This window comes from Providencia stuartii (assembly GCF_029277985.1).
Lineage (GTDB): Bacteria > Pseudomonadota > Gammaproteobacteria > Enterobacterales > Enterobacteriaceae > Providencia > Providencia zhejiangensis.
The window spans coordinates 1,025,312-1,050,396 of sequence record NZ_CP119546.1 but is presented as its reverse complement, the minus strand read 5'-3'; the positions used below and the strand labels follow the sequence as shown (position 1 = coordinate 1,050,396).

At 36.8% G+C, this 25,085-nt stretch carries 21 protein-coding genes, 1 tRNA gene and 1 pseudogene; 10 read left to right on the top strand and 13 right to left on the bottom strand.

Translation table 11 applies throughout. The features are described from left to right. Nucleotides 1-110: 110 nt before the first annotated feature. Genes P2E05_RS04455 through hemW form a run of 5 tightly spaced genes read left to right on the top strand, consistent with a single transcriptional unit; the run spans nt 111 to nt 3,983 of the window. A complete protein-coding gene (locus P2E05_RS04455; protein WP_154624084.1) occupies nt 111-806 on the top strand; it encodes a YggS family pyridoxal phosphate-dependent enzyme in 696 nt (231 codons plus the stop codon). 10 nt (nt 807-816) lie between these two features. After that, nucleotides 817-1,638, top strand: a complete 822-nt coding sequence (proC, locus tag P2E05_RS04450; protein ID WP_154624083.1) for a pyrroline-5-carboxylate reductase — start codon at nt 817-819, stop codon at nt 1,636-1,638. An 18-nt stretch (nt 1,639-1,656) separates the two neighbouring features. Beyond that, nucleotides 1,657-2,241 (top strand): YggT family protein, encoded by a 585-nt coding sequence (locus tag P2E05_RS04445; RefSeq protein ID WP_154624082.1) that lies wholly within the window; start codon nt 1,657-1,659, stop codon nt 2,239-2,241. A gap of 16 nt (nt 2,242-2,257) precedes the next feature. Beyond that, a complete protein-coding gene (locus tag P2E05_RS04440; protein ID WP_154624081.1) occupies nt 2,258-2,851 on the top strand; it encodes an XTP/dITP diphosphatase in 594 nt (197 codons plus the stop codon). Next, nucleotides 2,844-3,983: a radical SAM family heme chaperone HemW gene (gene hemW, locus P2E05_RS04435; protein WP_154624080.1), complete on the top strand. Its 1,140-nt coding sequence runs from the start codon at nt 2,844-2,846 to the stop codon at nt 3,981-3,983. Before P2E05_RS04440 ends, hemW begins: the two co-directional genes overlap by 8 nt. Before the next feature lie 50 nt (nt 3,984-4,033). Here the strand turns inward: hemW and P2E05_RS04430 are convergent, their stop codons facing one another. The 5 genes from P2E05_RS04430 to trmB form a co-directional block, all read right to left on the bottom strand. Continuing rightward, nucleotides 4,034-4,984, bottom strand: a complete 951-nt coding sequence (locus tag P2E05_RS04430; protein WP_272657998.1) for a siderophore ABC transporter substrate-binding protein — start codon at nt 4,982-4,984, stop codon at nt 4,034-4,036. A gap of 209 nt (nt 4,985-5,193) precedes the next feature. Further along, nucleotides 5,194-5,919 (bottom strand): DUF2884 family protein, encoded by a 726-nt coding sequence (locus tag P2E05_RS04425; RefSeq protein ID WP_154624078.1) that lies wholly within the window; start codon nt 5,917-5,919, stop codon nt 5,194-5,196. Nucleotides 5,920-5,956: 37 nt separating this feature from the next. After that, nucleotides 5,957-6,883 (bottom strand): glutaminase B, encoded by a 927-nt coding sequence (glsB, locus tag P2E05_RS04420; RefSeq protein WP_196713847.1) that lies wholly within the window; start codon nt 6,881-6,883, stop codon nt 5,957-5,959. Between the two features lie 111 nt (nt 6,884-6,994). After that, nucleotides 6,995-7,324 carry a YggL family protein gene (locus P2E05_RS04415; RefSeq protein ID WP_163860759.1) on the bottom strand — a complete coding sequence of 110 codons (330 nt, stop codon included), beginning with the start codon at nt 7,322-7,324 and terminating at the stop codon, nt 6,995-6,997. Beyond that, nucleotides 7,324-8,043, bottom strand: a complete 720-nt coding sequence (trmB, locus tag P2E05_RS04410) for a tRNA (guanosine(46)-N7)-methyltransferase TrmB (protein WP_272657997.1) — start codon at nt 8,041-8,043, stop codon at nt 7,324-7,326. The genes P2E05_RS04415 and trmB overlap by 1 nt, the downstream gene beginning before the upstream one ends. 406 nt (nt 8,044-8,449) lie before the next feature. On the opposite strand from trmB, the gene mutY reads away from it, so the two are divergent. The 5 genes and pseudogenes from mutY to P2E05_RS04385 all read left to right on the top strand — a co-directional run. Beyond that, nucleotides 8,450-9,514 (top strand): A/G-specific adenine glycosylase, encoded by a 1,065-nt coding sequence (gene mutY, locus P2E05_RS04405; protein ID WP_272657996.1) that lies wholly within the window; start codon nt 8,450-8,452, stop codon nt 9,512-9,514. Continuing rightward, on the top strand, nt 9,514-9,783 hold the full coding sequence (locus P2E05_RS04400; RefSeq protein WP_154624074.1) for an oxidative damage protection protein: 270 nt from the start codon (nt 9,514-9,516) through the stop codon (nt 9,781-9,783). Before mutY ends, P2E05_RS04400 begins: the two co-directional genes overlap by 1 nt. A 54-nt stretch (nt 9,784-9,837) precedes the next feature. Continuing rightward, nucleotides 9,838-10,911: a membrane-bound lytic murein transglycosylase MltC gene (gene mltC, locus P2E05_RS04395; RefSeq protein WP_276123023.1), complete on the top strand. Its 1,074-nt coding sequence runs from the start codon at nt 9,838-9,840 to the stop codon at nt 10,909-10,911. A gap of 189 nt (nt 10,912-11,100) precedes the next feature. Next, a tRNA-Phe gene (locus P2E05_RS04390) sits at nt 11,101-11,176 on the top strand. A gap of 195 nt (nt 11,177-11,371) precedes the next feature. Continuing rightward, nucleotides 11,372-11,863: pseudogene (locus P2E05_RS04385) on the top strand (tyrosine-type recombinase/integrase); the annotation flags it as partial. Here the strand turns inward: P2E05_RS04385 and P2E05_RS04380 are convergent. The 8 genes from P2E05_RS04380 to P2E05_RS04345 all read right to left on the bottom strand — a co-directional run bounded on the left by P2E05_RS04380 (nt 11,861) and on the right by P2E05_RS04345 (nt 25,048). Continuing rightward, nucleotides 11,861-12,142 (bottom strand): MFS transporter, encoded by a 282-nt coding sequence (locus P2E05_RS04380; RefSeq protein WP_276123099.1) that lies wholly within the window; start codon nt 12,140-12,142, stop codon nt 11,861-11,863. The pseudogene P2E05_RS04385 and the gene P2E05_RS04380 sit on opposite strands and share 3 nt — an antisense overlap. Nucleotides 12,143-12,275: 133 nt before the next feature. Beyond that, nucleotides 12,276-13,769, bottom strand: coding sequence for an aminotransferase class V-fold PLP-dependent enzyme (locus tag P2E05_RS04375; RefSeq protein WP_163860753.1), 1,494 nt, complete (start codon nt 13,767-13,769; stop codon nt 12,276-12,278). A 54-nt stretch (nt 13,770-13,823) separates the two neighbouring features. Next, a complete protein-coding gene (locus P2E05_RS04370) occupies nt 13,824-15,035 on the bottom strand; it encodes an MFS transporter (RefSeq protein ID WP_272657614.1) in 1,212 nt (403 codons plus the stop codon). After that, the gene (locus P2E05_RS04365; RefSeq protein WP_154635767.1) at nt 15,032-16,279 is read right to left on the bottom strand and encodes an MFS transporter; all 1,248 of its coding nucleotides are present in this window, start codon (nt 16,277-16,279) and stop codon (nt 15,032-15,034) included. The genes P2E05_RS04370 and P2E05_RS04365 overlap by 4 nt, the downstream gene beginning before the upstream one ends. 96 nt (nt 16,280-16,375) lie before the next feature. Next, the gene (locus P2E05_RS04360) at nt 16,376-18,133 is read right to left on the bottom strand and encodes an ABC transporter ATP-binding protein (RefSeq protein ID WP_272657615.1); all 1,758 of its coding nucleotides are present in this window, start codon (nt 18,131-18,133) and stop codon (nt 16,376-16,378) included. Next, nucleotides 18,117-19,877, bottom strand: coding sequence for an ABC transporter ATP-binding protein (locus P2E05_RS04355; RefSeq protein ID WP_251465175.1), 1,761 nt, complete (start codon nt 19,875-19,877; stop codon nt 18,117-18,119). Before P2E05_RS04355 ends, P2E05_RS04360 begins: the two co-directional genes overlap by 17 nt. Nucleotides 19,878-19,941: 64 nt before the next feature. Beyond that, nucleotides 19,942-20,715, bottom strand: a complete 774-nt coding sequence (locus P2E05_RS04350) for a thioesterase II family protein (protein ID WP_272657617.1) — start codon at nt 20,713-20,715, stop codon at nt 19,942-19,944. 16 nt (nt 20,716-20,731) lie between these two features. Further along, entirely contained in the window at nt 20,732-25,048 is a 4,317-nt protein-coding gene (locus P2E05_RS04345; protein WP_272657618.1) for a non-ribosomal peptide synthetase, read from the bottom strand. Between the last annotated feature and the right edge of the window lie 37 nt (nt 25,049-25,085).

Sequence of the window (25,085 nt, the reverse complement as noted above, 5' to 3'; positions counted from 1 at the left end):
TTTCGAAATGTAATTTTTTTCAATCTATACACGCAAAGGTGCCGTTATCGAGCAATATGCTTTACACTATGGGGATTATGATTATCCACCTAATGTAATTGAACAGAATAATGACCATTCAAAGTAATATCTCTGATGTAAAAGCTCGCATTGAACGAGCGGCTGCTGAATGCCATCGCTCTTCACAAGACATAACACTGCTTGCTGTCAGTAAAACCAAGCCTTGTGACGCCATTTTGGCGGCAATTGAGGCTGGACAGCGTCAGTTCGGTGAAAATTATGTTCAAGAAGGTGTTGAGAAAATACAATTTTTTGCGGATAGGCAAGATCTTGTGTGGCACTTTATCGGCCCATTACAATCCAATAAGAGCCGCCTCGTTGCTGAACATTTTGACTGGTTCCATACCTTAGATCGGCAGAAAATCGCCCAGCGTCTTAATGATCAACGACCAAGCACTAAAGCACCATTAAATGTATTAATCCAAATTAATATCAGTGATGAAAATAGCAAATCAGGCATAAAATTAGAGCAATTGGCTGATCTGGCGAAGCAAGTTAGCCAAATGCCAAATTTAGTTTTTCGTGGTTTGATGACAATTCCAGCTCCCGAAACCGACTATCAACGCCAATGCGAAGCCTTTCGCAAAATGGAGCAAGCCTATAAACAATTACAAATTCACTACCCTAGCGTTGATACTTTGTCGATGGGAATGACTGATGATATGACCGCCGCTATCCATTGTGGTTCAACCCTTGTTCGAATCGGAACAGCGATTTTTGGTGCCCGTGACTATCACAATGTATAAGGAGAACAGCATGCAACATCGCAAAATTGCCTTTATTGGGGCCGGAAACATGGCCCACGCTATTATTGCGGGACTGGTTAACCATGGCTATCCAGCCTCGATGATCACCGTCTGCTCACCAACACCGACTCGCCGCGATAAGATTGCCGAACAATATGGTGTTATTAGTCATAGTGATAATTTGTCAGCAGTACAACAAGCCGATGTGGTGGTACTCGCAGTCAAACCACAAATGATGGAAGAGGTCTGCCAACCGTTACAAAAAGAGGTTGATTTTAGCCAGAAGCTGGTACTGACCATTGCCGCGGGGATCCCTGCCCATCGTTACTCTGATTATTTAGCTCAGCCATTACAATTAGTGCGCATTATGCCAAATACACCGTCACTGGTTGGTAAAGGTGTGAGTGGTTTGTTTACTGAAAGTCATATTAACGCAGAAGACAAACAATTCGCAGAACAGTTGATGCAGAGTGTTGGCTCAACGATTTGGTGTGAACAAGAGCAAGAAATTAACCGTATTATTGCAATCACAGGTAGCTCACCAGCCTACTTTTTCCTGTTTATGGAATCTATGCAGCAAGAGGCTGAAAAGCTCGGTTATAGTGCAGAACAAGCACGCCAATTAGTTTTAGATGCCGCTGAAGGTGCGATTGCACTCGCCAAATCACAGAATGATACCGCCTTTGCCACTTTGCGTGAGCAAGTCACCTCGAAAGGGGGAACAACCGCAATGGCATTGGCTCAATTTTATGATCAAGGTCTTCCGCAAACGGTAGCAAAAGCCATGCAGAGTGCTATCTCACGAGCAGAAGAAATGGAAAAACTTTTTTAATTAACAGTGGGACGAGACATGCAGACCTTACTTTTTGTCGTAACAACTCTTATTCAACTTTATATTTTTGTTCTGCTGCTACGTGTATGGATGCAGTGGGTACGAGCCGATTATTACAACCCGTTCTCACAGTTTGTGGCAAAGATAACTAAGCCTATTGTTATACCATTGCGTCGTCTTATTCCTGCTATTGGCCCTATCGATACCGCATCTGTTGTGGTTGCATTTATCTTAGCGCTAGTGAGCATCGTTGTCAGTTTATCACTCACAAACACATTGCCAATTCTCGGGATCACCGTCATTCCTATTGGTATTATTTTGTTATTAACCTATGCAGGTAAACTGATCTTTTGGATGATTTTAATCAGAGCCATCATGAGCTGGGTGAGCCAAGGCCGCAACTCTGTTGATTACCTACTGTACCAATTAACAGAGCCTTTAATGGCGCCAATCCGTCGTATCATCCCTGCAATGGGTGGGTTAGATTTCTCTGCAATGATTGTGATGTTTATCTTGATTGCTCTAAATTATCTGCGTTTAGATGTGTCACTCATGATTGACCCAACATTGACGGGTATTCTCTACTCTATCGGTGTGATGTAATAAAGAGTCATTAATAATGCAAAAAGTTGTTTTAGCAACCGGCAATCCGGGAAAAGTGAATGAACTTGCAGACCTACTACGTGATTTTGGTATGGATATTGTTGCCCAAACTTCACTCGGTGTAGAGTCTGTTGAGGAAACAGGGCTAACATTCATTGAAAATGCGCTCTTAAAAGCTCGTCATGCATCTAAACACACAGGGCTTCCAGCGATTGCTGATGATTCAGGTATCTCAGTAGATGCCCTCGGTGGTGCACCTGGCATCTACTCCGCACGCTATGCTGGAGAAGATGCCAGTGATGAACAAAACCTGCATAAATTACTGGATGCCATGAAATCAGTGCCTGATGGCCAACGTCAGGCACAATTTAATTGTGTGTTAGTGTATCTACGCCATGCAGAAGACCCAACGCCACTGGTGTTTCATGGTCGCTGGCAAGGAGTGATTACCCATAAGCCTTGTGGACAAGGGGGTTTTGGCTATGACCCTATTTTTTATGTTCCCGAACTGAATTGTACTTCAGCCGAACTCACTAAAGCTGAAAAACAAGCTGTTTCACACCGAGGTAAAGCGTTAGCAATGCTATTGGATGCACTCAAAAATGCTTAAGCTCCCCCCTCTTAGTCTGTATATCCATATTCCTTGGTGTGTACAAAAGTGCCCATATTGTGATTTTAACTCACATACTCTGAAGGGGGAGATCCCCCAACAAGAGTATGTTGAGCACCTATTACATGATTTAGAAAATGACGCCAAATTAATCGGTGATCGCACCATCAAAACTATTTTTATTGGTGGTGGCACCCCGAGTCTCTTAAGTGCCGAGTCAATGCAATCACTCATGGACGGTGTACGACAACGCGTTAACCTTTCTCCAGATGCTGAAGTCACGATGGAGGCCAATCCCGGAACCGTAGAGGCGGATCGTTTTTCAGGTTATCAAAAAGCCGGTATCAACCGAATCTCAATAGGCGTACAAAGCTTTGGTAACGATAAACTAATCACACTAGGACGGATCCATGGTGCCGAAGAAGCTAAGCGGGCAGCTAAGCTCGCAACCCAACTCAATCTACGTAGTTTTAACTTAGATTTAATGCATGGGTTACCTTCACAAACCCGAGATGAAGGGTTATCGGATTTACGCCAAGCGATTGAATTAGCGCCACCTCATCTATCTTGGTATCAATTGACTATCGAACCCAATACACAGTTTGGTTCTCGTCCCCCAACGCTACCGGATGATGATACCTTGTGGGATATTTACTCAGAAGGTCATAAATTATTAATCGCCGCCGGCTATGAACAATATGAAACTTCAGCTTATGCTAAGCCTGGTTTTCAATGTGAACATAACCTTAATTATTGGCGGTTTGGTGATTACCTTGGTATCGGCTGTGGTGCTCATGGTAAGGTTTCATTCTCAGATGGGCGTATCTTGCGCACGATCAAAACCAAGCACCCTCGCGGCTATATGGAAGGACGTTATTTACAAAAATCCTATGACGTTGCTAACCAAGAGAGGCCGTTTGAATACTTTATGAACCGCTTTCGGTTATTAGAAGCGATGCCTAGATGTGAATTTAGTGAGTATACTGGATTAGCTGAATCTGTAGTAAGAAGCTCAATTGATGAAGCGATTGCTAAAGGTTATATCACCGAAACTGAGCATGAGTGGCAGATGACCGAACACGGTAAATTATTTCTAAATTCATTATTAGAACTTTTTCTTAGTGAAGAATAACCCCTTTCAGCCAATATAAAAAAACCCACGCATGTCGTGGGTTTCTATCCTTATAATGCCTTGGCAACTTCGTTGACTTGTTCGGTCAAACTCACTAAGCCCCCACCGGATAAATACCACAGATCCGATTTAAGGTAGGTGATCTTACCATTTTTATATGCTTTCGTTTCTTGAATGTTTTGATCTTCAAAAACCGTTTTATCCAGCTTACCGGCCCCAATTGCTTCGCTACGATCCACAATTAAAATCACATCAGGATTTGCTTGTGCTATCGTTTTGGTATCAACAACGCGGCGCTTAGCTTTATCAACCTCAGCAGGAGCAGGAAGCTCAACACGTTGTGCTTTCACAACATCATAAACAACACTTTGATTATTCGGGATTAACTTGCCATCATTGTGTAGCAGTACTAACACGTTAGATTTCGATTGTTTCGCTTTTTCTTGTGCAGCAGCAATCGACTTATCCAGTTGTGCCAACTGTTCTTCTACCGCTTTTTGATTGCCATAAAGCTCACCAATTAGATTGATATTTGCTTTAACTGAATCAATATAATGCTTGCTATCTGTCCCTAAATTAACTGTTGGTGCAATCTTCGATAACGCTTCATAAGATTTGCCTTGACGGCCTGTAATCACGATAAGATCAGGCTTCAATTCAGCAATTTTATCCAAGTCAGGCTGCTTCATCCCACCTGCATTTTGCATCGTTGTTGGAATACTGCCTTTCACATATTCAGGTGCATTCCCTGTCGGCAAAGCCACCACTTTATCGCCTAATCCTAGCTTTTGCATGGAATCATAGATACCGAAATCGAATAAAACCACTTTCTGTGGCGCTTTATTCACTTCAGTTTCTCCAGACACATGTTTGATATTCACTTTTTCAGTGCCTTGTGCAATGACGGCATTTGGCGTAAAAACTGTCGATTCTGCACTCAGTGCATACGGCGCGGAAAAAGAAAGTAAGGAAACAAGTACAGCAGGAATGAATTTTTTCATATAAACAATACCAGTTAAGTCGCTAAACCAAACTCGCATTCTAGAGTGAGTTGTTAATAAGTCAATTAAATAAGAATCAATTTCATTTTGATTATTATTATTGATAAAAACATCACATTTTTGCAATAAAGATAATAGAAGGCAGCAATGCGATAAAAAACACGGCTACCTAACAATTTAATATGACTTAAAAAACGCCTATTCCGTTTTTACTTAAGCGCATTCATCAAGGCAATTCGTTGTTGTTCCAACGATGTCACTTTGCCGCAAACTTGCTGGCCAAATTGTTGGAAACTATTCTCTTGCTTTTTCCATTCTGCTTCTAAGTCTTGCTGCAAGCCACCTAGGTTTCCAAGCAGTCCTTGTAAGGCCTTACTGCTATCTCCACCTGAGAGTAGCTGTTTACGCCCCATTTCATTAATACTGTCTTGTAATATTCCCCCTAAGCTATCATTCACTAATTGACGCCCTTGAGTTTCAACTTTATTTATTGCGTCATGGTGAAAAGCATAGCCATTTGGGCGAGTTTCGATCACTTGGTTGATCTGCCCATTAAGGTCATTTTCTAATTTTGAGAGGCGCTTACGTACATTACTATCTTCTCCGATAACGCGTATGACCACTTTATCGAGCGTATTTTTTGATACAGACAGTTTCTGCTGGGTTTCCTGTTTAATCCATGGAAGATCATTGCGAACAGCCGTTTGGTAACGAATAGCCTGCTGCCTTTGCTGTTCAGTCAACGTAATGCTTTGACCATTAAGGGTCACATCACCATTTGGAGTGATTTTCAAATCACCACTGCGTCCGATAACTTGCACATTTTCAGGAGTCATAAAGATATCATCCTTAGGTGTCACTGAACATTTGTAGTCAGCGGCCTGACTGGTTGCACAAGCCAATAATGAGAATGCAATTAAAGTACGGCGTAACATAGTAACTCCTATTCGATCGTTTTATCTTTGGTGATAACTAGAACACTGAACGACCAATTCGTTTTGATAATAATTCTAACGCTGCACACCCCACCAGCGAGTTCCCTGCGGAATCTAGCTCGGGCGCCCATACCGCCACAGAGAACTGATTCGGTACAATGCAGACGATCCCACCGCCAACACCGGATTTTCCTGGCATGCCAATACGAAAAGCAAACTCACCAGAGCCATCATACATACCACAAGTCATCATTAACGCATTAATTTGCCGTGATTGTAATGGCGTAATAATCGGGTCAACCGAGCAAGCTGAAACCCCTTGCGCAGTCAAATAAGAGAAACAGCGCGCTAGCTCTACACAGTTCATACTGAGAGAACAATAATGAAAGTAAGTTTCGAGAACTGTAAGGACATTATTCTCAAAATTACCAAAGGATTTCATTAAAAAAGCAATTGCGGCATTTCGGCTTGCATGCTCAAGTTCTGAACGCGCAACCTCAAGGTCATAGCTAATATCTGGTTCGCAAGCCAGTTTTCTGACAAACTCCAGCATACGTTGTTTCGGTGCACTTAGCCGTGATTGCAACATATCCGTAATCACGATAGCCCCTGCATTAATAAACGGGTTACGCGGAATACCTTTTTCCATTTCGATTTGGATCAAGGAATTGAAAGGTAAACCCGAGGGCTCTTTCCCAACTCGACTCCAAATTTCATCTTCTTCATAGCGCGTCATCGCCAAAGTCAAACTAAGCACTTTGGAAATCGATTGGATCGAAAAACGAGTTTGAGCATCTCCTGCCATAAAAGTCTCACCTTCTGCGGTGTGCACCGCAATCCCCAATTGATGAGGAGAGACTTTCGCTAATGCAGGAATGTAATCGGCAACTGCACCTTGACCAATCAATGGTCGCACTTGATCTAAAATATCATTCAATAATTGATTAGAAAACAGACGACTCACTGCGCTTTACTCCAGAAAACAAAGGCATCCATTAAGGATGCCTTTGGTCGTAACAACCGTTAGAGTTCGTAAAACGAGGAAACCAAATAAATTGATTACCTAGTTAAGAACTTATTCCCACCAAACATCAAATAGTTCAGACACAACGATATCTTTCATGCCTTTTGATTTCAGCCAATTTTCCACGATTGCACGGTGTTCTTCGGTACACTTACCAATTTTTTGCAAGCAAACAATACCTTCCCAGCTCATATAGCCACTCGCTTCGAATGCTAAGCCATTCGGTTCAATCGCTTCCGCAATCAGTGCATCAACAGCACGATCTACTTCTTCAATTGGAGTGCCTTCTTCAAAACTCCATTTTACGATAAACCCTAACTCTTGGAATTCATCAATACGTAATTTTTTGCGTAAACGACGACTACGTTGTTGCTTAGCCATTATTTTGTCCTCTCAAACATTAAATCCCATACACCGTGCCCTAATCGCTGGCCACGCTTTTCAAATTTTGTTTCTGGTCGTGTTGCTGGACGAGGAACATAATCACCAGATGCTGATAAGTTTTTATACCCTTGCGCATGAGTCATCACTTCCAACATATGCTCTGCATAAGGCTCCCAATCCGTTGCCATATGAAAAACCCCACCTACAGCAAGTTTTGTGCGGATCTTATCAGCAAAAGGCCCCTGAACGATACGACGTTTATTATGTTTCGCCTTGTGCCATGGATCTGGGAAAAATAACTGAACCATCGATAAGCTCTCATCTGGGATCATACGGTCCAAAACTTCAATTGCGTCATGGCACATCACACGCAAATTAGTCACATTCTCTTCTTTTGCTAAAGCAAGACATGCTCCAACCCCCGGCGCATGAACTTCAATCCCAAGAAAGTTTTTTTCAGGGTTTTGTGAAGCCATAGTGACCAAAGAGGCTCCCATCCCAAAACCTATCTCTAACACAACAGGGTTTTGATTATTAAAAACCGTTGCAAGATCTAAAGGCTGTGCGACAAAATCGATACCCATTGCCGCCCATTCACTTTGTAGCGCATCTTCTTGGCGTTGCGTCAAACGCCCTTGGCGACGAACAAAGCTGCGAACGCGGCGCATAACCCGCCCTTCTTCATTATATTCTGGGGAGATGACGTTATTGATCATAATATAAAAATTCTACGAATTAATTGCCTAATCAAGTAAATAAGCGAAACATGACTGTATCTGTCTACTCTCTTCCATGTATCAGTAGCACAACGAATAAAATAGATTGCATACTCTAATTCCCTCAGTCCACTGAGAGGCTAACACCGATATCTCAAAGTGCGCAGATAGCGACACCACTAAGCTAGCTCAACAAGGTAGCCAAACAAAGTCCAACATCCGTGCAGCATAGCGAGTATATATTAAAGAGCAGGGAGTTTATCAAAACTCCACCAAAGTTACAGGTGAAAATTGGATAACTTTACACTCTAGCACACAATAAGCGGTTTACAGTGTGTTCGGTCTATGTTGCAATCCTGAGCATCACTGACTTTTAATAGAACTACCGATAAAAACAATATACTCAATGGAAGCTCAACAATTTTCGCTCGCCGTGCTTAACTGGTATCACAAATATGGACGTAAAACTTTGCCATGGCAAAAAGAAAAGACGTCCTATCATGTCTGGCTTTCCGAAGTCATGCTGCAACAAACCCAAGTAAGTACGGTTATCCCCTATTTTGAAAAGTTTATCAGCCGTTTTCCTGATGTCATCGCGCTCGCAAATGCCCCCCTCGATGAGGTATTACACCTTTGGACGGGTCTTGGTTACTATGCTCGTGCACGAAATTTACATAAAGCCGCAAAAGTGATTGCTGAACGTTTTCATGGTCAATTCCCAACTTCATTTGATGACGTTGTCGCTCTTCCCGGAGTTGGCCGTTCAACAGCAGGCGCTATCTTGTCGCTATCACAACAACAGCACTACCCAATTCTTGATGGTAATGTTAAACGAGTACTTGCTCGTTGCTATGCTATTGAAGGATGGCCGGGAAAAAAAGAAGTGGAAAATCGCCTATGGGAAATCAGCGCTAAAGTCACCCCCAACGAAGGCGTGCAATTCTTTAACCAAGCCATGATGGATTTAGGCGCCATGGTATGTACCCGTAGTAAGCCTAAATGTGAATTATGCCCACTACAGTTAGGCTGCGTCGCATACGCCAACCATTCATGGCAAAACTATCCGGGTAAAAAACCGAAACAAAAAATTCCTGAAAAAACGGCTTGGTTCCTCATTCTGCAACACGGAGAACAGGTTTGGTTGGAACAACGTCCACCGTCAGGTATCTGGGGAGGCTTATTTGCTTTCCCGCAATTCGAAACACAGCAACAAATGCATGAATGGCTGGCGCAAACGGGGATCAAACATGACACTCCAGAACAATTAATTGCGTTTCGCCACACTTTCAGCCATTTTCATCTGGATATTATTCCTGTTAAAGTTAATATTCAGGCATTTACTTCAGCCATGGATGAAGGCAAAGGACTTTGGTATAACTTAAATCTCGGTGCAACAATCGGCCTAGCTGCGCCGGTTGAAAGCTTACTTCAACAGCTTGCCGTGCCGCCTGATATTCTGAGGAAACAATAATGAGTAGAACAATTTTTTGTACTTTTTTACAACGTGATGCTGAAGGACAAGATTTTCAGCTATATCCGGGTGAGCTAGGAAAACGTATTTTTAATGAAATTTCCAAAGAAGCTTGGGGTCAATGGATGGCCAAACAAACCATGCTGATCAACGAAAAAAAATTGAATACGATGAACCCTGATGATCGTAAAATGCTGGAACAAGAGATGATAAAGTTCCTATTTGAAGGACACGATATCCATATCGACGGCTATACACCTGAAAAATAATCAATCGGTCTACCTGTTATTCGGTAGACCATTAGCTTGAATACTGTGGAATGTATGAAAAAACTGTTAGCCCTAACACTGCTGGTGCCTCTACTCATCTCCTGCTCCAGCAAGAAAGAATCTGATTTTAATCCTAACTATGTGAAAGACACCAATGGGTTCGATATTCTTATGGGGCAATTTGCCCACAATATCGAAAATATTTGGGGGATCAAAGAAGTTCTTATTGCCGGTCCTAAAGACTATGTGAAATATACAGATGAGTATCGTACTCGGAGCCACATAAACTTTGATGAAGGGACTATCACAGTTGAAACCATTTCCGCCGTAGAGCCTTCAGAACATCTGAAAAAAGCCATCATCACAACCTTATTAATGGGTGATGATCCAAACTCCATTGACCTATACTCAGATATTAACGATATTCCTCACAGTAAAGAGCCGTTCTTATTTGGTCAGGTATTAGATAATACTGGCGAACCCATTCGCTGGGAATGGCGTGCAACTAAATACGCTGATTATCTAATTAATAATAAAATGCAGCGCCGGCAGTCAGGAATGAATGTTGTCTGGTCTGTCACGATGCAACTCGTCCCTAACCACCTTGATAAACGTGCCCATAAATACCTGCCATTTATCAAAAAGGCTTCGGTTAAATATGGTGTCGATGAATCGCTTATTTTAGCCATTATGCAAATCGAATCGAGCTTTAACCCCTATGCAGTCAGCCGTTCTGATGCCTTAGGTCTAATGCAGATTATGCCAAACACGGCAGGAAAAGATGTTTTCCGTTCCCAAGGTAAATCAGGTGTACCAAGCCGTAGTTACCTCTTCGATCCAGAAAAAAATATCGATACCGGTACAGCTTACTTGGCAATTTTACAAAACAGTTATTTAGGCGACATTCAAAATGCAACCTCACGCCGTTATGCTGTCATCACGGCCTATAATGGCGGTGCAGATAGCGTACTAAGAGTCTTCCATAGCGATAAAAAGACCGCTGCACAAAAAATTAATCAATTGGAACCTGGTGAAGTCTATGAAACGTTGTCAACAAAACACCCAGCAGCCGAATCGCGTAACTATCTAATCAAAGTTAATAAAGCGCAAAAAAATTATCGTCGCTAACCTTGTCATTGTATGAACAGAAAACACTCGTTTAAGCCTAGCGCTTTCGAGTGTTTTTTATTTCATTGTCTTTTTATTATGCTAATTGTTCAATCGTTGGCTAACATGTTGAAAAAAAGCGCATCTGATAGAAAGTTTTTTGAATTCACCTTGACTCCCACAGTGAAATCAGGTTTAATACGCCTCGTTGCCCGGATAGCTCAGTCGGTAGAGCAGGGGATTGAAAATCCCCGTGTCCTTGGTTCGATTCCGAGTCCGGGCACCACCTTATTATCAACAGACGTCAACCGACGTCTGTTTTTGTTTGTAAAGCCCGCTAAAATCAACACTCTCCCAAAGTTTCAACTCCACTGAATTCTACTCGATTCTACCCACATCAACCCCATTGTGCGGGTACAATTGCGGGTATACACTAGTTCGATAGAATTTTGTACCCACTTTATCTTTCAGGAAGCTCACTATGGCACTGACTGACGCTAAAATTCGGGCGGCTAAACCCGATGTGAAATCCTATAAATTAACCGATGGTGCAGGTCTGCACTTATTGGTTCACACCAACGGTTCTAAATACTGGCGGTTACGCTACCGCCATTTAGGTAAAGAGAAAACCTTAGCATTGGGTTTATACCCTGATGTCTCTTTATCAGAGGCGCGTTTAAAACGTGATGAAGCAAGAAAGTTGATTGCTGACGGTATTGACCCGTGCGAACAAAAACGTGTGGCTAAAGCAGCTTCTGATGCAAATCTCTCTTTTGAAACCATCGCAAGACAATGGCATGCCAGCAATAAAAAATGGTCTGAATCACACAGTGAAAAGGTTTTAAAGAGTTTGGAGTCGCATGTCTTTCCTTATATTGGATTACGCGATATCACTACCCTCAAAACCCCTGACCTGCTTATTCCTATCCGTGCAGCAGAAAGTAAAGAAATTTATGAGATCGCTGCGCGTTTACCTTGATAATCCACATAGAATAGCCCCAAATCCATATAAAAAAGTTGAAATAATCAGTATTTTTTTTCTTCCACATTTGTCCGCTATAGGCCCGAAAATCATACTTCCCAGCATCAGCCCCAAAACACCAGAAACAAATAAATAAGAAAGGTCATTAGAGGAAAGGCCCATTTCTTTTTTTAGCACTGGGGCTAAATAAGCGACTATAGAAATATCAAATCCATCTAACATCACGATAAAAAAACAGATAATAATCACCTTCCACTGAAACACACTCATTTTATTATTATCAATGAATATTCTGATTGAGTTTATTGTTACCGTATTTCCTTTCATAACAAGAAAGTATGCTCCATTAGACATAAAATTAACGTTGACTTATCATATCTTTTCAAGATAACACTCATAGTAATTAGCTTGCTGCCATAAGATAAGACTCTAATTGTTTTGCTATCTCAATTTGATCTTCAAGCATATAAACCATATGTTCTTCATTAACATTAGGATTAAGAATAACGACTCTTAAGAAAACAAGCTCTTGATTATCATGCTGTGAAAATTTCCTAATACTTCTAGAAACAAAACTTGTTCCTTTATTCCGCTGCTCTTTTTGTAACTGATAATTAAAATGATTTATTATTATGTTATCTTCTGGTGTCATCATTTTATTTCTGAAAATCCTCGGTATATATCTATAACTCAATATATTAATTTTAGGATCATTCAATAATTCAAAGCATGGATTTTCCTGTATATGCTTAGCTAAAATTTTAATATTATTTAAAGCCACACTAAAAATTTCATCATATCCATTTTTACCAATTAAATGCAGGCAAGCATGAAGATAAAGCATATTTGCAGGGCGTGTGCCTTCTAAAGTAAACCTTCCTTGATCAAGAGACGTGCGACGAACAGCATAGGGCGCGGTATGTACGATATTTTGAGAAAATTGAGGATCCTTAAAAAATAACATTCCTGTTCCAATCGGCATAAACATCTGCTTATGTCCATCAATAGTGACTGAATCCGCTCTCTCAATACCAGATAATAAAGACACATGTTGTTTACTTAAAATAAATGCGCCAGCCCATGCAGCATCTACATGAACATGAATATGATATTTTCTCCCCAATTCAGCAATTTGATGTAATGGGTCTATCGAGCCAAAATCCGTCGTACCGGCGATTGCAACTAATGCAGCGATAGTCATTCCCTCAGCGCGGCATTTTTTAATTTGTTGCTCTAATTCAGTAACCACAATTTGATTTTGGTGATCTACAGGTATGCGATAGAGCTCAACACCTAAAAGTGATGAGGCTTTATCGAAAGAATAATGCATTAATTCTGAGCCTATTACTGCAATTTTATTGACCCCACTCTGTTTTACTTGGCTGACAGCTCCCCACATAGCGGTTAAATTCGCCATAGTGCCACCACTAGTAAAAATACCTGTCGTTTTACTAAAATCCTTGTTTACATCAAAATAAAAATCATCATTAAAATGAAAAATTTCTTGGTGAAGCAACCTAAGTAATTGACGCTCTAATAGTGTTAGCCCCCGACTCGTTTCCATCTTAACCATATTTTGATTTAATGATTGAATAAGCCTACCTATCTGGGGAATAAACCAAGGTAATGGGCTTGTCATATGCCCTAAATAACTTGGATTAGCTAAATGGGAGCACATAGGAATGATAATTTCTTTAATATCTTTGATATAATCATCCATATTTGCTGTGTTTTCTGGAATTTTTAAAGTCGAAAAAAAATTATCAATCTCTTGTTTATTAAAACAACCCACTTCGTCACTTTGAGCTAGAAAATCACTAATACAATAATCTAATGCCTGATTAATATTATAATCACTAGGTTCAAATAAAGATTTAATCGAAAAATTTTCAGTCATTTTTACGCACCAAATTCGTTGTGTTTTATTACGTGTTATAGATTATTAAAATAATCACTTAACAGCTTTAGTTGCTAATAGGGTTGCCAAAAAGGCAATTAAGATAGAACCAATAGTGACAATAGAATATCCCCATGTTTGAGATAGATAAAAACTTAATGAAACCACAACAAAACCAAAAATAAATCCTATGGCTGCTTGCGCATTATAGGCTGTCGCTGGAGCTAAAGCATCAGCAACGTTATCCATAATAATGGTGGATATGGAAATAAAAACAAAGGGTAAGCTTAAATAATAGAGAAAAAATGCCGAGTAAACTAACATAGGACTGTTATATCCCATCGAGATAGGAATAAACGAAAGTAGACAACATGAATGAAGCCCCGTCGAATACACTAATCTTCTGCGTCTTGTTAATTTTTTTACTACCTTAGAACTCAAGAAAATGGCGATTAGACTAATGATAGAACCAAAAAGTTTCAATAAAATTGCAATTTCAGGTAAAGACCAACCACTATCAATGAGCGCAGGTGACATTAAATTATATGAAGGTAAAATTCCAAATGGTAAGATAATTAAAAAAGCTAACCATCGTTTTTTTCCTTTCCAAATGGTAAATAAGCTTTTCCAATAATCTTTATCAACTCTTTCATTTATATTTTTCTTTCTTTCATATTGATATTCATTAAAAAACCATACTTGAAGCCAAGTGATAGCGAGTATCACCGAAAGAAATAACATGCATCCATTCCAGTCGATATAAGGATATAATAATAAAACCACTCCCCCACCAATAATATTTCCAAACATAGATCCGCCACTTTTGACGCTTGAAATGAGATAGCGGTCCTTTGCATCAAAAATATTACAAATCAGCCCTGATAAAGCAAGGTCTTGCGTTGCTGTCATAAATGAAAAGATAAAAATAACCAATAAAATCAATGAAAATTCATGCAAAGGATCAACAAAAGAAATAATAAATAAGCAAGAAATCATTAAAAATTGTGCAACTAACAGCCAATTACGATAATGGCCCGTGTTTGTTTTTAGATGCTTATCTATAAATGGAGCCCACAAAGCTTTAAATGCAATGGGTAATGACATCAGCGGAATAAGACTTAATTTATCTAATGAAGCCCCATTCTCACGTAATATCAAAATAAGCACTATGGATAAAAAGCTAATACCAATATATTGGGTTGAATATAGACTAAAAAATAAAGCCCAGAATTTTGCAGGAACCTCTTTTATATTGTTATTATTCATTGATGAAAATCCTCATCCTGTTGTAATGAATGATTCATTGAATAAGCATTTTTTAGCCCTATAGAAAGAGGAAGAATACAAATCAAAACCAATATAGCTGAAAAAACAAAAGGATAACCATCACTACTAGGTAAAGAAAGATTCGCTGAATAATAATACATATTCGTTGCACACAGCGGTCCCAATACAGCCCAAAAACTACTGATAGACGATAAAGCCCCCATTAGCTGTCCTTGCTCCGAATCAGAAACTTGCGAAGAAAAGAGACTTACAATGGAAGAGTTACTTATGCTAGAAAAACTATAGAGAATGATAGCGATATACAAAGCGACTACACTCGTTGAGAATGCAATACTGATTAGCCCTATAATAAATAATAAAAAACCTAATAACGGAATTTTTTGATCGCTTAGAAAAACTCTGACTATTTTGAGTAATACCGTTTGTGCAAATAGTCCGCCTAATCCAATAATCACAAAGGACGTAGCAATTTTCACATCATCCCATTCAAAACGATATTTCGTAAAAAATGGCCATAATGTTGTTGGGAACTGTACAGCAAACATAAAAACAATATTTGCAATAAATAAATAAACTAATCCTTTATACTTAAAAAAGTAGATAATTGACGAGAACGGATTATGGAGTTTAAATGCCCTTCGTTTTTCTATAGGTAACGTTTCTTTAAATAAAAAGATTACACATAATAAGCCAATAAAACTAAGTATACAGGCAACAAAAAAAGGCACTCTTACACCATATTGAACGGCGATCGATGCGATTGCTGGCCCTACAACTATTCCTAGGCTCATGATACCAAAAAGAAAACCATAATTTTGCATTTTACTTCTTTCATCACTCATATCAGCAACACTGGCTAATGAAACGATAATAGAAGAGCCTGCAATACCAGCAATGATCCTCGCTACAAATAATAAATAAAGATTATGACTAATGGCATATAAAAAATAATCTAGAGTAAAAACAACAAAGCATACAATTAGCACAGGCTTACGCCCAAACTTATCAGATATCGCTCCCATGATCGGGGCAAAAATAAATTGCATAATACCAAAAGTGGCTAATAACCACCCACCGATAATAGCATTGTCAATGACAGAATCATGAGTAACAGATTCTAGTAGAGAGGGAATAATAGGATATATTAGAAATAAACCAATTTGATCTAAAAAAACAGTTATTAACAAACAAACAAATGACAAAGGTAGCATTTTCTTTTGCATAAATACCTCATAGAGATATAGCTAACATTTAAAAATGAATTAAATAATCGATTTAGTTATCTAAATAATTTATTCAATATAATGGAAAGAAATAGATTAAATTTGTTGTAAATTCCAAAACTCGGAATAAATTCTTTTTAATTGTAATAATTCACTATGAGTTCCTTGCTCAGCAACCTGACCATCATCTATTACTAAAATTTGATTAGCAGCAACAATAGTTGAAATACGATGTGCAATAACTAATACGGTTTTCCCTTGCACTAAGCGATTAATAACGTTCTGTACGGCAATTTCATTTTGAGTATCAAGAGCAGCTGTAGGCTCATCTAAAATAAGGATAGGCGCATTTTTTAAGATAGCACGAGCAATAGAAATACGTTGCCTTTCACCACCCGATAGACTTTTACCAAAATCCGTTAATTGCGTATGATACCCATGTTTAAATTTTTGAATAAAATCATGACAATTAGCTTGCTTACAAACTTCGATGATTTCTTCATCTGTGGCTGATATTTTGGCCATTCGAATATTATTCATTATGGTATCTTGAAACAGATAAACGTCTTGAAACACAACTGAAACTAAACTCATCAGTTGTTTTTGAGATAAATCACGAATATCAATGCCACCAATTTTAATACTGCCAGATGTTACATCAGCAAATCGTAAAATAAGTTTGGTAATGGTTGTTTTTCCGCACCCACTTGCGCCAACAAGCGCGGTCAGACCGTTCTCTGGAATACGAAAAGAAATATTTTCAAGAACATTTCTATCAAGACCTTTGTATGAAAAATCAACCTTATCAAATTCGATATCATAACGACTTGGCATTATAGGTGATATTTTCTCTGGTAATGAAGGTGCATTCAGTAGCTCTTGTAACTTTTCATAACCTATAACGAGTGATTCTAGCATTGATGACATTTGTACAAAGAAATTCAAAACATCAGTAGACCTAGCAATCACTAATAACACACAAGCAAGAAGTAAATAGGAAATATGACCAACATTAACGAGATAAGCACCGACAGATATAATCAATATTAATCCTGTTTGAATCGCTATTGTAATGATTAAATTAGGTTTTTCTCCTTTTTTTGTACCAATACGTAAAATATTTGCGACATCTTTAGCAACTTTAATAAATTGATTTAATTTTTCCTCATGTTGTCCCGTCGATTTTAAGACTTCTAGCCCTTGAATAAACTCTACAGCCTCACCTTTTAATTTAGAATTGGCTTCAGCTAAAATACTAAAGCCTCTGCGATACGCTTTTCTACGCCATAAATATAATGGGATTGCCATAGGAAACACTAAAAACATAATCAAGGATAGCTGCCAACTATAAAACAACAGAGCTATCGCTGCTGATAAAGGAATGACAACACCAGTGATTATGATATTCAGTAGCATAAAGGTATATACCGCAGCCTCATTTACGCTTTGCATCAAAACATAATTAATCTCACCAGACCTAAACTGGTTAAGATATTCGATTGAGATATGCCTTAGTTTATCACCTAACTTTTCTCTTAACTCAGTCACTGCAAGTGTTGAGTATCCATCCGCGTCATAACGTTCTGACAGCATCTTAAACGTAAAACTAGCCACCAATAGTATAATGACCAGTGATAAGTGAATACTAACGGATACGCTATCCTTTGCATCTATTGCTTCAAACAAGGGATATAATAAAACTAAAGAAATGCCAAAAAGACATGATGATATCGTGGTATACACCAAGCTTTGAATAAATATTTTTTTCTGTTTCCCCGCGGCGTTGAGTAATCCTACATATGTTTTAAACAATGATTTTGTCTCTCTTGTACTTTTATTAATATAGTTTTTCATTGTTTACTCCATGATCTGTAGGAATTGACCAATTTTTTGCTTTTTTATATTCATCCCATAAAGCCTGATAATCAGCACAATGCTCTATTAACTCATTATGTTTACCTTGAGCTTTTATCGTTCCTTTCTCTAAAAAAATAATTTGGTCTGCATCGGTCACTGTTGATAGTCGATGAGTCACCATAATGACGGTTTTATTTAATTCAATTAACCTTGAAAACGCCTTCAATAACAAAAATTCGTTTCTTGCGTCTGAAAATGCCGTTGGCTCATCTAAAATGATGATTGGCCTATCCTGTAAGAAGGTTCTTGCAATGGTAATTCTCTGCTTCTGCCCTCCGGATAATAGCTGGCCTCGTTCCCCAACTAGCGTGTCATATTTCTCAGGTAGCCTCATTATAAAATCATGAATTTCAGCTTTCTTGGCTGCTTCAATCACGTCTTCATCAGATATATCATGTAAGCCATAACGAATATTATCGGCAATCGAGCATGAAAATAAAAAATTATCTTGAAACACAAATGAAATTCGAGACATTAATTCCTGATAATGAATATCTTTTATATTAACCCCTCCCAATAAAACCTCACCTTCAGTGGCATCAAAAAATCTAGGTATCATATTGACTAAAGTGGTTTTACCTGAGCCAGAAGCACCAATAAGAACAGTAAAAGATTTCTCAGGGATCCTTAAATTAATATCCGAAAGTGTTTTATCTGTTTCTTCATAAGAAAACCCAACCTGTTTAAGTATAATTTCATTATTTTCTGGAACTTTAGGATCTAACGGAATAGATAATATAGGTAGATTTTCAACTTCAAAGATACGCTCTATTGAAGCTTTAGATTTTTGAATAATTTGAAATAGCCCCATGATAGGATGAATACTTTCCGCGATACCAACGGCAAGAAGAAGAAAGCAAAAGCTAGTGATAAATGAAACTTGTTCATTATACTGTGCAATTGTTAACCCAATAACAAGAATAAGGCTGATAGGCATGGCAGAAAATAAACTTCTAGCTATTTTTGCGGATAAGCGCATGGATTGTAACCAGTCAAAAATAACGCGACAATAATTTTCCAATGCTTTTTGATATTGAATAAATGAACCTTCACCTGCATCAAAAGTTCTAACGGCACTCATGCCTTGAATATACTCAATAATCCTGCTATTAATTTGAACCGTTGCATTATTATAGTTCTCCTTCATTAGCTTTCCTTTTTTCATAATAAAAGATAATAAGAAAAAAGTTACTAATGTCGTAACAAGAACAATACAGGCAAAAAACCAATTAAAAATAAACAAAACTATTAATGTAAATATCGGTGTAATAAAAGCTTCCGCTTTTAATGGTGGCGCGTCAGCAACAAATGCATGTAACTCTTTAATATCATCGATGAGAACTTTAACTAGATTTCCCCCTCCTATATTTCTCACTGTTTCTATAGGTAGTTGGTTAATTTTATTGACTAGTTTGGTACGTAATATCTCTTCCAGCTCAAATGCTGCATAATGGGATTTATCATGTGCATATATTCTTAATGTATAAAAAATAATGCTAATTACAAGTAAGGAGGTTATAGATAAAAAAGGAAAGTTTTTATCTACTGACATTAACTCATATAATACCCATATTAAATTTAGCCATATGCTTAATTTTAACACTTGAGCGATAGAAGCCCAAAAAATAGAAGCAGATATTTTTTTCTTCACAGGAAGAAATATATCATTATAATTCATCATGCTTACCTTATTTCTAGTAAAGAATTGAATCGAAATTAAGTTTATAACTCAATGAATAAAGAAATTAAATTTCAAGAATATTCTTGAGTCTAGTAACAATCGTATCCAATAACATTTTTCTGACTACTGGCTGATTTAAGTAAAAGTGCCCACCAGGAAATGTATAACTACCTAACCATTCCGTTGTATAAGTTGCCCACTTATTAATAGCGTCATGATTTATAATTTCAGAGTCTCTTTCTCCATAAAATGCCATTACAGGAATGTCAATTGAGATGGGTGGAACATCAGATAATTTATCATTTAGCTGAAAATCATTTCTTAATATTGGCAAGAAAAAATCAAGGATCTCAGGATTATTAATTAACTCTTCAGGTATACCTTCATAAACCGAAATAACCTTTAAAAACTCCTCTTTAGGTAATAAGTGATACCCTTTTGGCCTACGGGATAACATTGAGGTTTCCGGTCTGCCACTTAAAATAATTAACTCTAATGGATTATCATTATTTTGTTTTTGCAATTGCTTAATGACTTGTAAGGCAATAATACTACCGACACTGTGCCCAAATACAGCGATCTTTTTATCACATTTATTGATAATACCATTTGTAATTTCATCAATTATTATTTCAGGGTCATTCACGAGTGCTTCTTTCAGCCGACTACCATGGCCAGGATATTCTACAGGGCAAATATTTAACCAATCAGGTGTTATATCATTCCATTTATTATACATAGCAGCATTACCACCTGCTGAAGGAAAACAAACAAGATCAATAACAGCATTAGCCTTACTTTTAAAATGATATGGAAAAACAGAACTATTAATCATCATATCTCACTTAATATTTTTAGTTATAAGAACGATTACGTTTCGAAAAATAAATTAAAAATTCAATATATTTATCAAAGACATCATTAGAAATTTCTATTTCTTCTAACTTAATATCATTAATAACATTTCCATTATCCAACTGTGTAAATTTAGAGTTTAAAATGTCATGTATAAACCCAAGAGAGAATGATGCCGCAGATTTAATAACCATACTACTATTAATCTCACTAGCATACTTTTTTAATGTATCCAACCACTCTTCCATTAGAACAGCGTTTAACTCTATTCCCTTTTCTCTTATTTTATTTACTATCTTATTTAATGATATATTTTGTGGATATAAAACATGATAGTTTTTGCCTACCCCTTTAATTTCCTTACTGATCATATTAATCGCTGTTACACAATAGTCTACAGGTATAATATAAGATAAAAATGCATCCGGTAATAATGGGAATTTTTTAATTTCAATTGATGCAGACAAAAGCATAAGTAAAGAGTCATTAGGATTTAATTGACCTGTAGATGAATCTCCCCATACTCTTGGTAGCCTATAAATGTTTATAGGAACACCTTTTTTTCGTGCATTATCCATCATTTTTTCAGAAGCCCACTTACTTCTAATATAGCCATTTTCCGGTAACATATCTTCGGATAGCATTTTAGACTCATGGATAATATCAACTTTCCCAATAATTCCAGCAAGCACTGAAACTGTTGATATATGATGTATAGGCTTTAACTTAATATGTGTAGCAAATTTAATAATATTTAATGAACCATTTACATTTGCACCCGACATTCTAGAATAGGTATTGGCCAAGTTAACATTCGCACCACAATGGATAATACTATCAATTTCCTTAGATAATTTATTATATAATTTGTCTTCTATTCCAAAATTTGATATTGAAAAATCCCCTAAGACTATCAATATTCGTTTTAGATCATTCTGTGAGAACAAATTATAGTTGATCAGATTGTCATGAACTCTACGTGTAGCATTATTAACATCATCGCCTCTAACTAAACAATATATATCAGCGGACGTATTTTCAATAAGCTCCTTAATGAAGTAAACACCGACAAATCCCGTACTACCTGTTAATAATATTTTCTTAGGCGAACTGACATTTTCCATTGGCAATAAATAATTAGTCGCTATCGAATCATCAAGAATACAATCAGAAGTTATGTTCTGCTGATTATTTTTAATATCGCTATTGTTTAGCTCTTCGATCCGCTTCGCGAGTTCACCTATACGGCTATTGTCATATACAAGTTGGAATGGTAGATCCATCTTGAATTTTTTATTTAGCCTTAATATTAATGTGGTAAGAGTTAAAGAATTTCCGCCTATTTCAAAAAAATCATCAAAACTTGAAATGATATCAGTATTAATTCTTAAAGTTTCAGCGATTTCATTAATAACGGCCTCTTCAAACTCTGTTTTTTTACCATCACATAAAGTCTGACGTTTTACTCTAGATGTACAATACATTTCCTTTAATTTAGCACGATCGATCTTTTTATTAATAGTAACTGGCCAATTTTCTATAAGGTGTAATTCACTGGGGATCATATAGCTAGGTAATATAGGCCTAAGAACATGTTTTATTTCTTTTAAATCTATGTTTTTACCCTCCGAAGAGAGTAAAAATAAATAGAGTTTTGTATTATTTAATACATTTTCTGAAATAATAACAGCATCTTGAAAATTAAAGCTTTTTCTAATAATATTTTCTATCTCTCCAAGCTCAACTCTGAAACCTCTAATTTGAACTTGCTCATCATTTCTTCCCATAAAATACAGCATATTATCACAATCATAGTATGCCAAGTCTCCTGTACAATAACCTCCATATTTAAAATTTCGAGAGGTTAAATCTTGGTTATGTAGATAACCTAAACCAACCCCTTCACCTATGATTAAAATTTCTCCAACAACCCCCGCAGGTAAAAGATTACCCTCATTATCAATAATTTTAATTTCCGTATTTGGTAAAGGATAACCTAAGGATAATGAATTTTTAGTTTCATGAATTGGGTTGTATGTCGCCATTATAGAGGCTTCAGTAGGGCCATATAGGTTATAGAATGATTTAGAGGGTTCAGTTATCCAATCACTAGCAAAGTTAACAGGGCAAACATCCCCGCCTGTTAATAACATATCTAACTCATTGAGTTCATTTTTATCGAGATGAGTAATAATGATAGGAGGTAAAAATGCAAATTGTATTCTTTTATCATTTATATACTTAACTAGTTGACTTAAGTCCTGTCTTTTTTCTTCAGGGATAATATTTAAACAGCTACAACTAACGACGGATAAAACAAGCTCTAAGATTGATGCATCAAAGTTTATTGATGAAAATTGCATCGTTTGAGCAAACTTCATCTGATTATTCATTATGTTCTTACAGCTTGTAACCAATGATCTCATGCCATGATAGGTATTAATTGCCCCTTTAGGGGTTCCTGTAGAACCAGATGTATAGATAATATAGGCGACATCAGAATTATCTAAATCCAATACTATTTCTCTATTTTCGATAGAACTATCAACCAATTTTAGGTCATTAATAAAAATATATTCAATATTTTCAAATATTCTATCAGTACTATTGGTAGTAATTATTCTTCCTATCTTAGAATCTTTGACTATATATCTTAATCTTTCAGGTGGATAAGATATATCTAAAGGTAAATAGCAACCTCCGCACTCAAGAATAGCAAGCATACTAAGAAATGAATCGATTCCCCTTTCCTGGTAAACGCCTATTACTTCACCTTTTTTAATAGCTAGTTTATACGCTATACTTTTTATCTTCTCTGAAAGCGCCAAATACGTATATGTGTTAAACTCATCAGAAATAGCGTTTTTATAAGGATTTAACTTAGCATTTAAATGTATTTCTTGATTTAAGCTTAGTTGATGAGGAAGATTCTCCCCTTTTAACTTAGGATATGAATTGGATAAGTCCTGCAATAACTCCCTAATCGTTAGGTTAGGACTTAATATTATAGCTCTCATTAATTTCAAAAATATCGAAACTATATTATCTGCATAGTCATCAGCTAAATAATGACTAAAATAAACTAGCTCCAGTTTATACAAATTACACTTGAACACGATAGGAAAATCAACTCGTGTTGGCTGATCTATAAATTTAAAATCTAAACCTAAAAGATTGCCTTTATTTTGAGTGGTATCTTTAAAGTGTTTTTCTACACTCACAATTGTGTCAAACAATTTTTGATCTATTTTATTATTACTTTCTATTCTTCCTACTTTTTCTAAAATCTCATTGATAGGTAAATAAGAATAGCTATAGCTTTCCATTAATTCATTTTGTACATACTTTAAAAAATCAGTTATGTTTTGTCTATCATCTACACCAATAATGATTGGGATACTGTTAATTAGAGGACCAACGATTTCATTTCCTCTCACCAAATCAATAGGTCTTTGAGATACCACACTTCCAAATACAACTTTATCAATGGAACATAATAAACTTAGCAGTATTGACCATGTCGCTGAAACAAAAGAATTTTCAGTTATTCCACATCGCGCACAAAATGCCAATATTCCCTCTGTAACTTCCTCTTCAATATATAATACCTTTTTCCCGAATATTTTTTCATGATTAGTGATAGTTTGAGGCTTCATAGATAGCGGAAATTTTGATACCAGCTCAAGCATTGCGATTTTTTTATCCCAGAATAAATTGGCTTGATTGAAATCTAACTTTCTATACCAATTAATATACTTTTTAAAACTGACAGGTTCCGACAGTTCTAGGAAACTTCCATTTGATAGTGCTTGATAAATTTTTGTAAATTCTTTAGTTAGTATTTGGATTGACCATCCATCTATAATAGCATGATGAATTGTTAATATGATATCAAATGTGTTTTCTCCTAATATAAAAACAGTTATTCGCATCAATGGTGGGACTTTAAAATCAAAACCTTTTTTAGCATCATATTCTATATAATCATTGATTATATCCATTTGCTCTGAGTGTGAATATCCCTTTATATCTTTTACATTAACTTTAAAAGAGAATTTATTTAAAATAACTTGATGAATATCTTTCAGTTGTTCCCACAAAAAAGCAGATCTTAAACAATCATGTCTTTCTATTAATAAACGCCATGATTCTTCGAATAAATCTATTTTAAAATTGCCTGTAACTCTTAAATGAGACTGTTCAACATATAACTCCAGATTACTACCGGTGATAGCAGAGTTTATTAATGCTTTTTGCATTTGAGATGGTATAAATATTTCCTGTATATTATCTTGTTTTTTTTCTTTATTAAGCATAATTATAACTCCACTAGGATTTTAAAATTGTGTTATA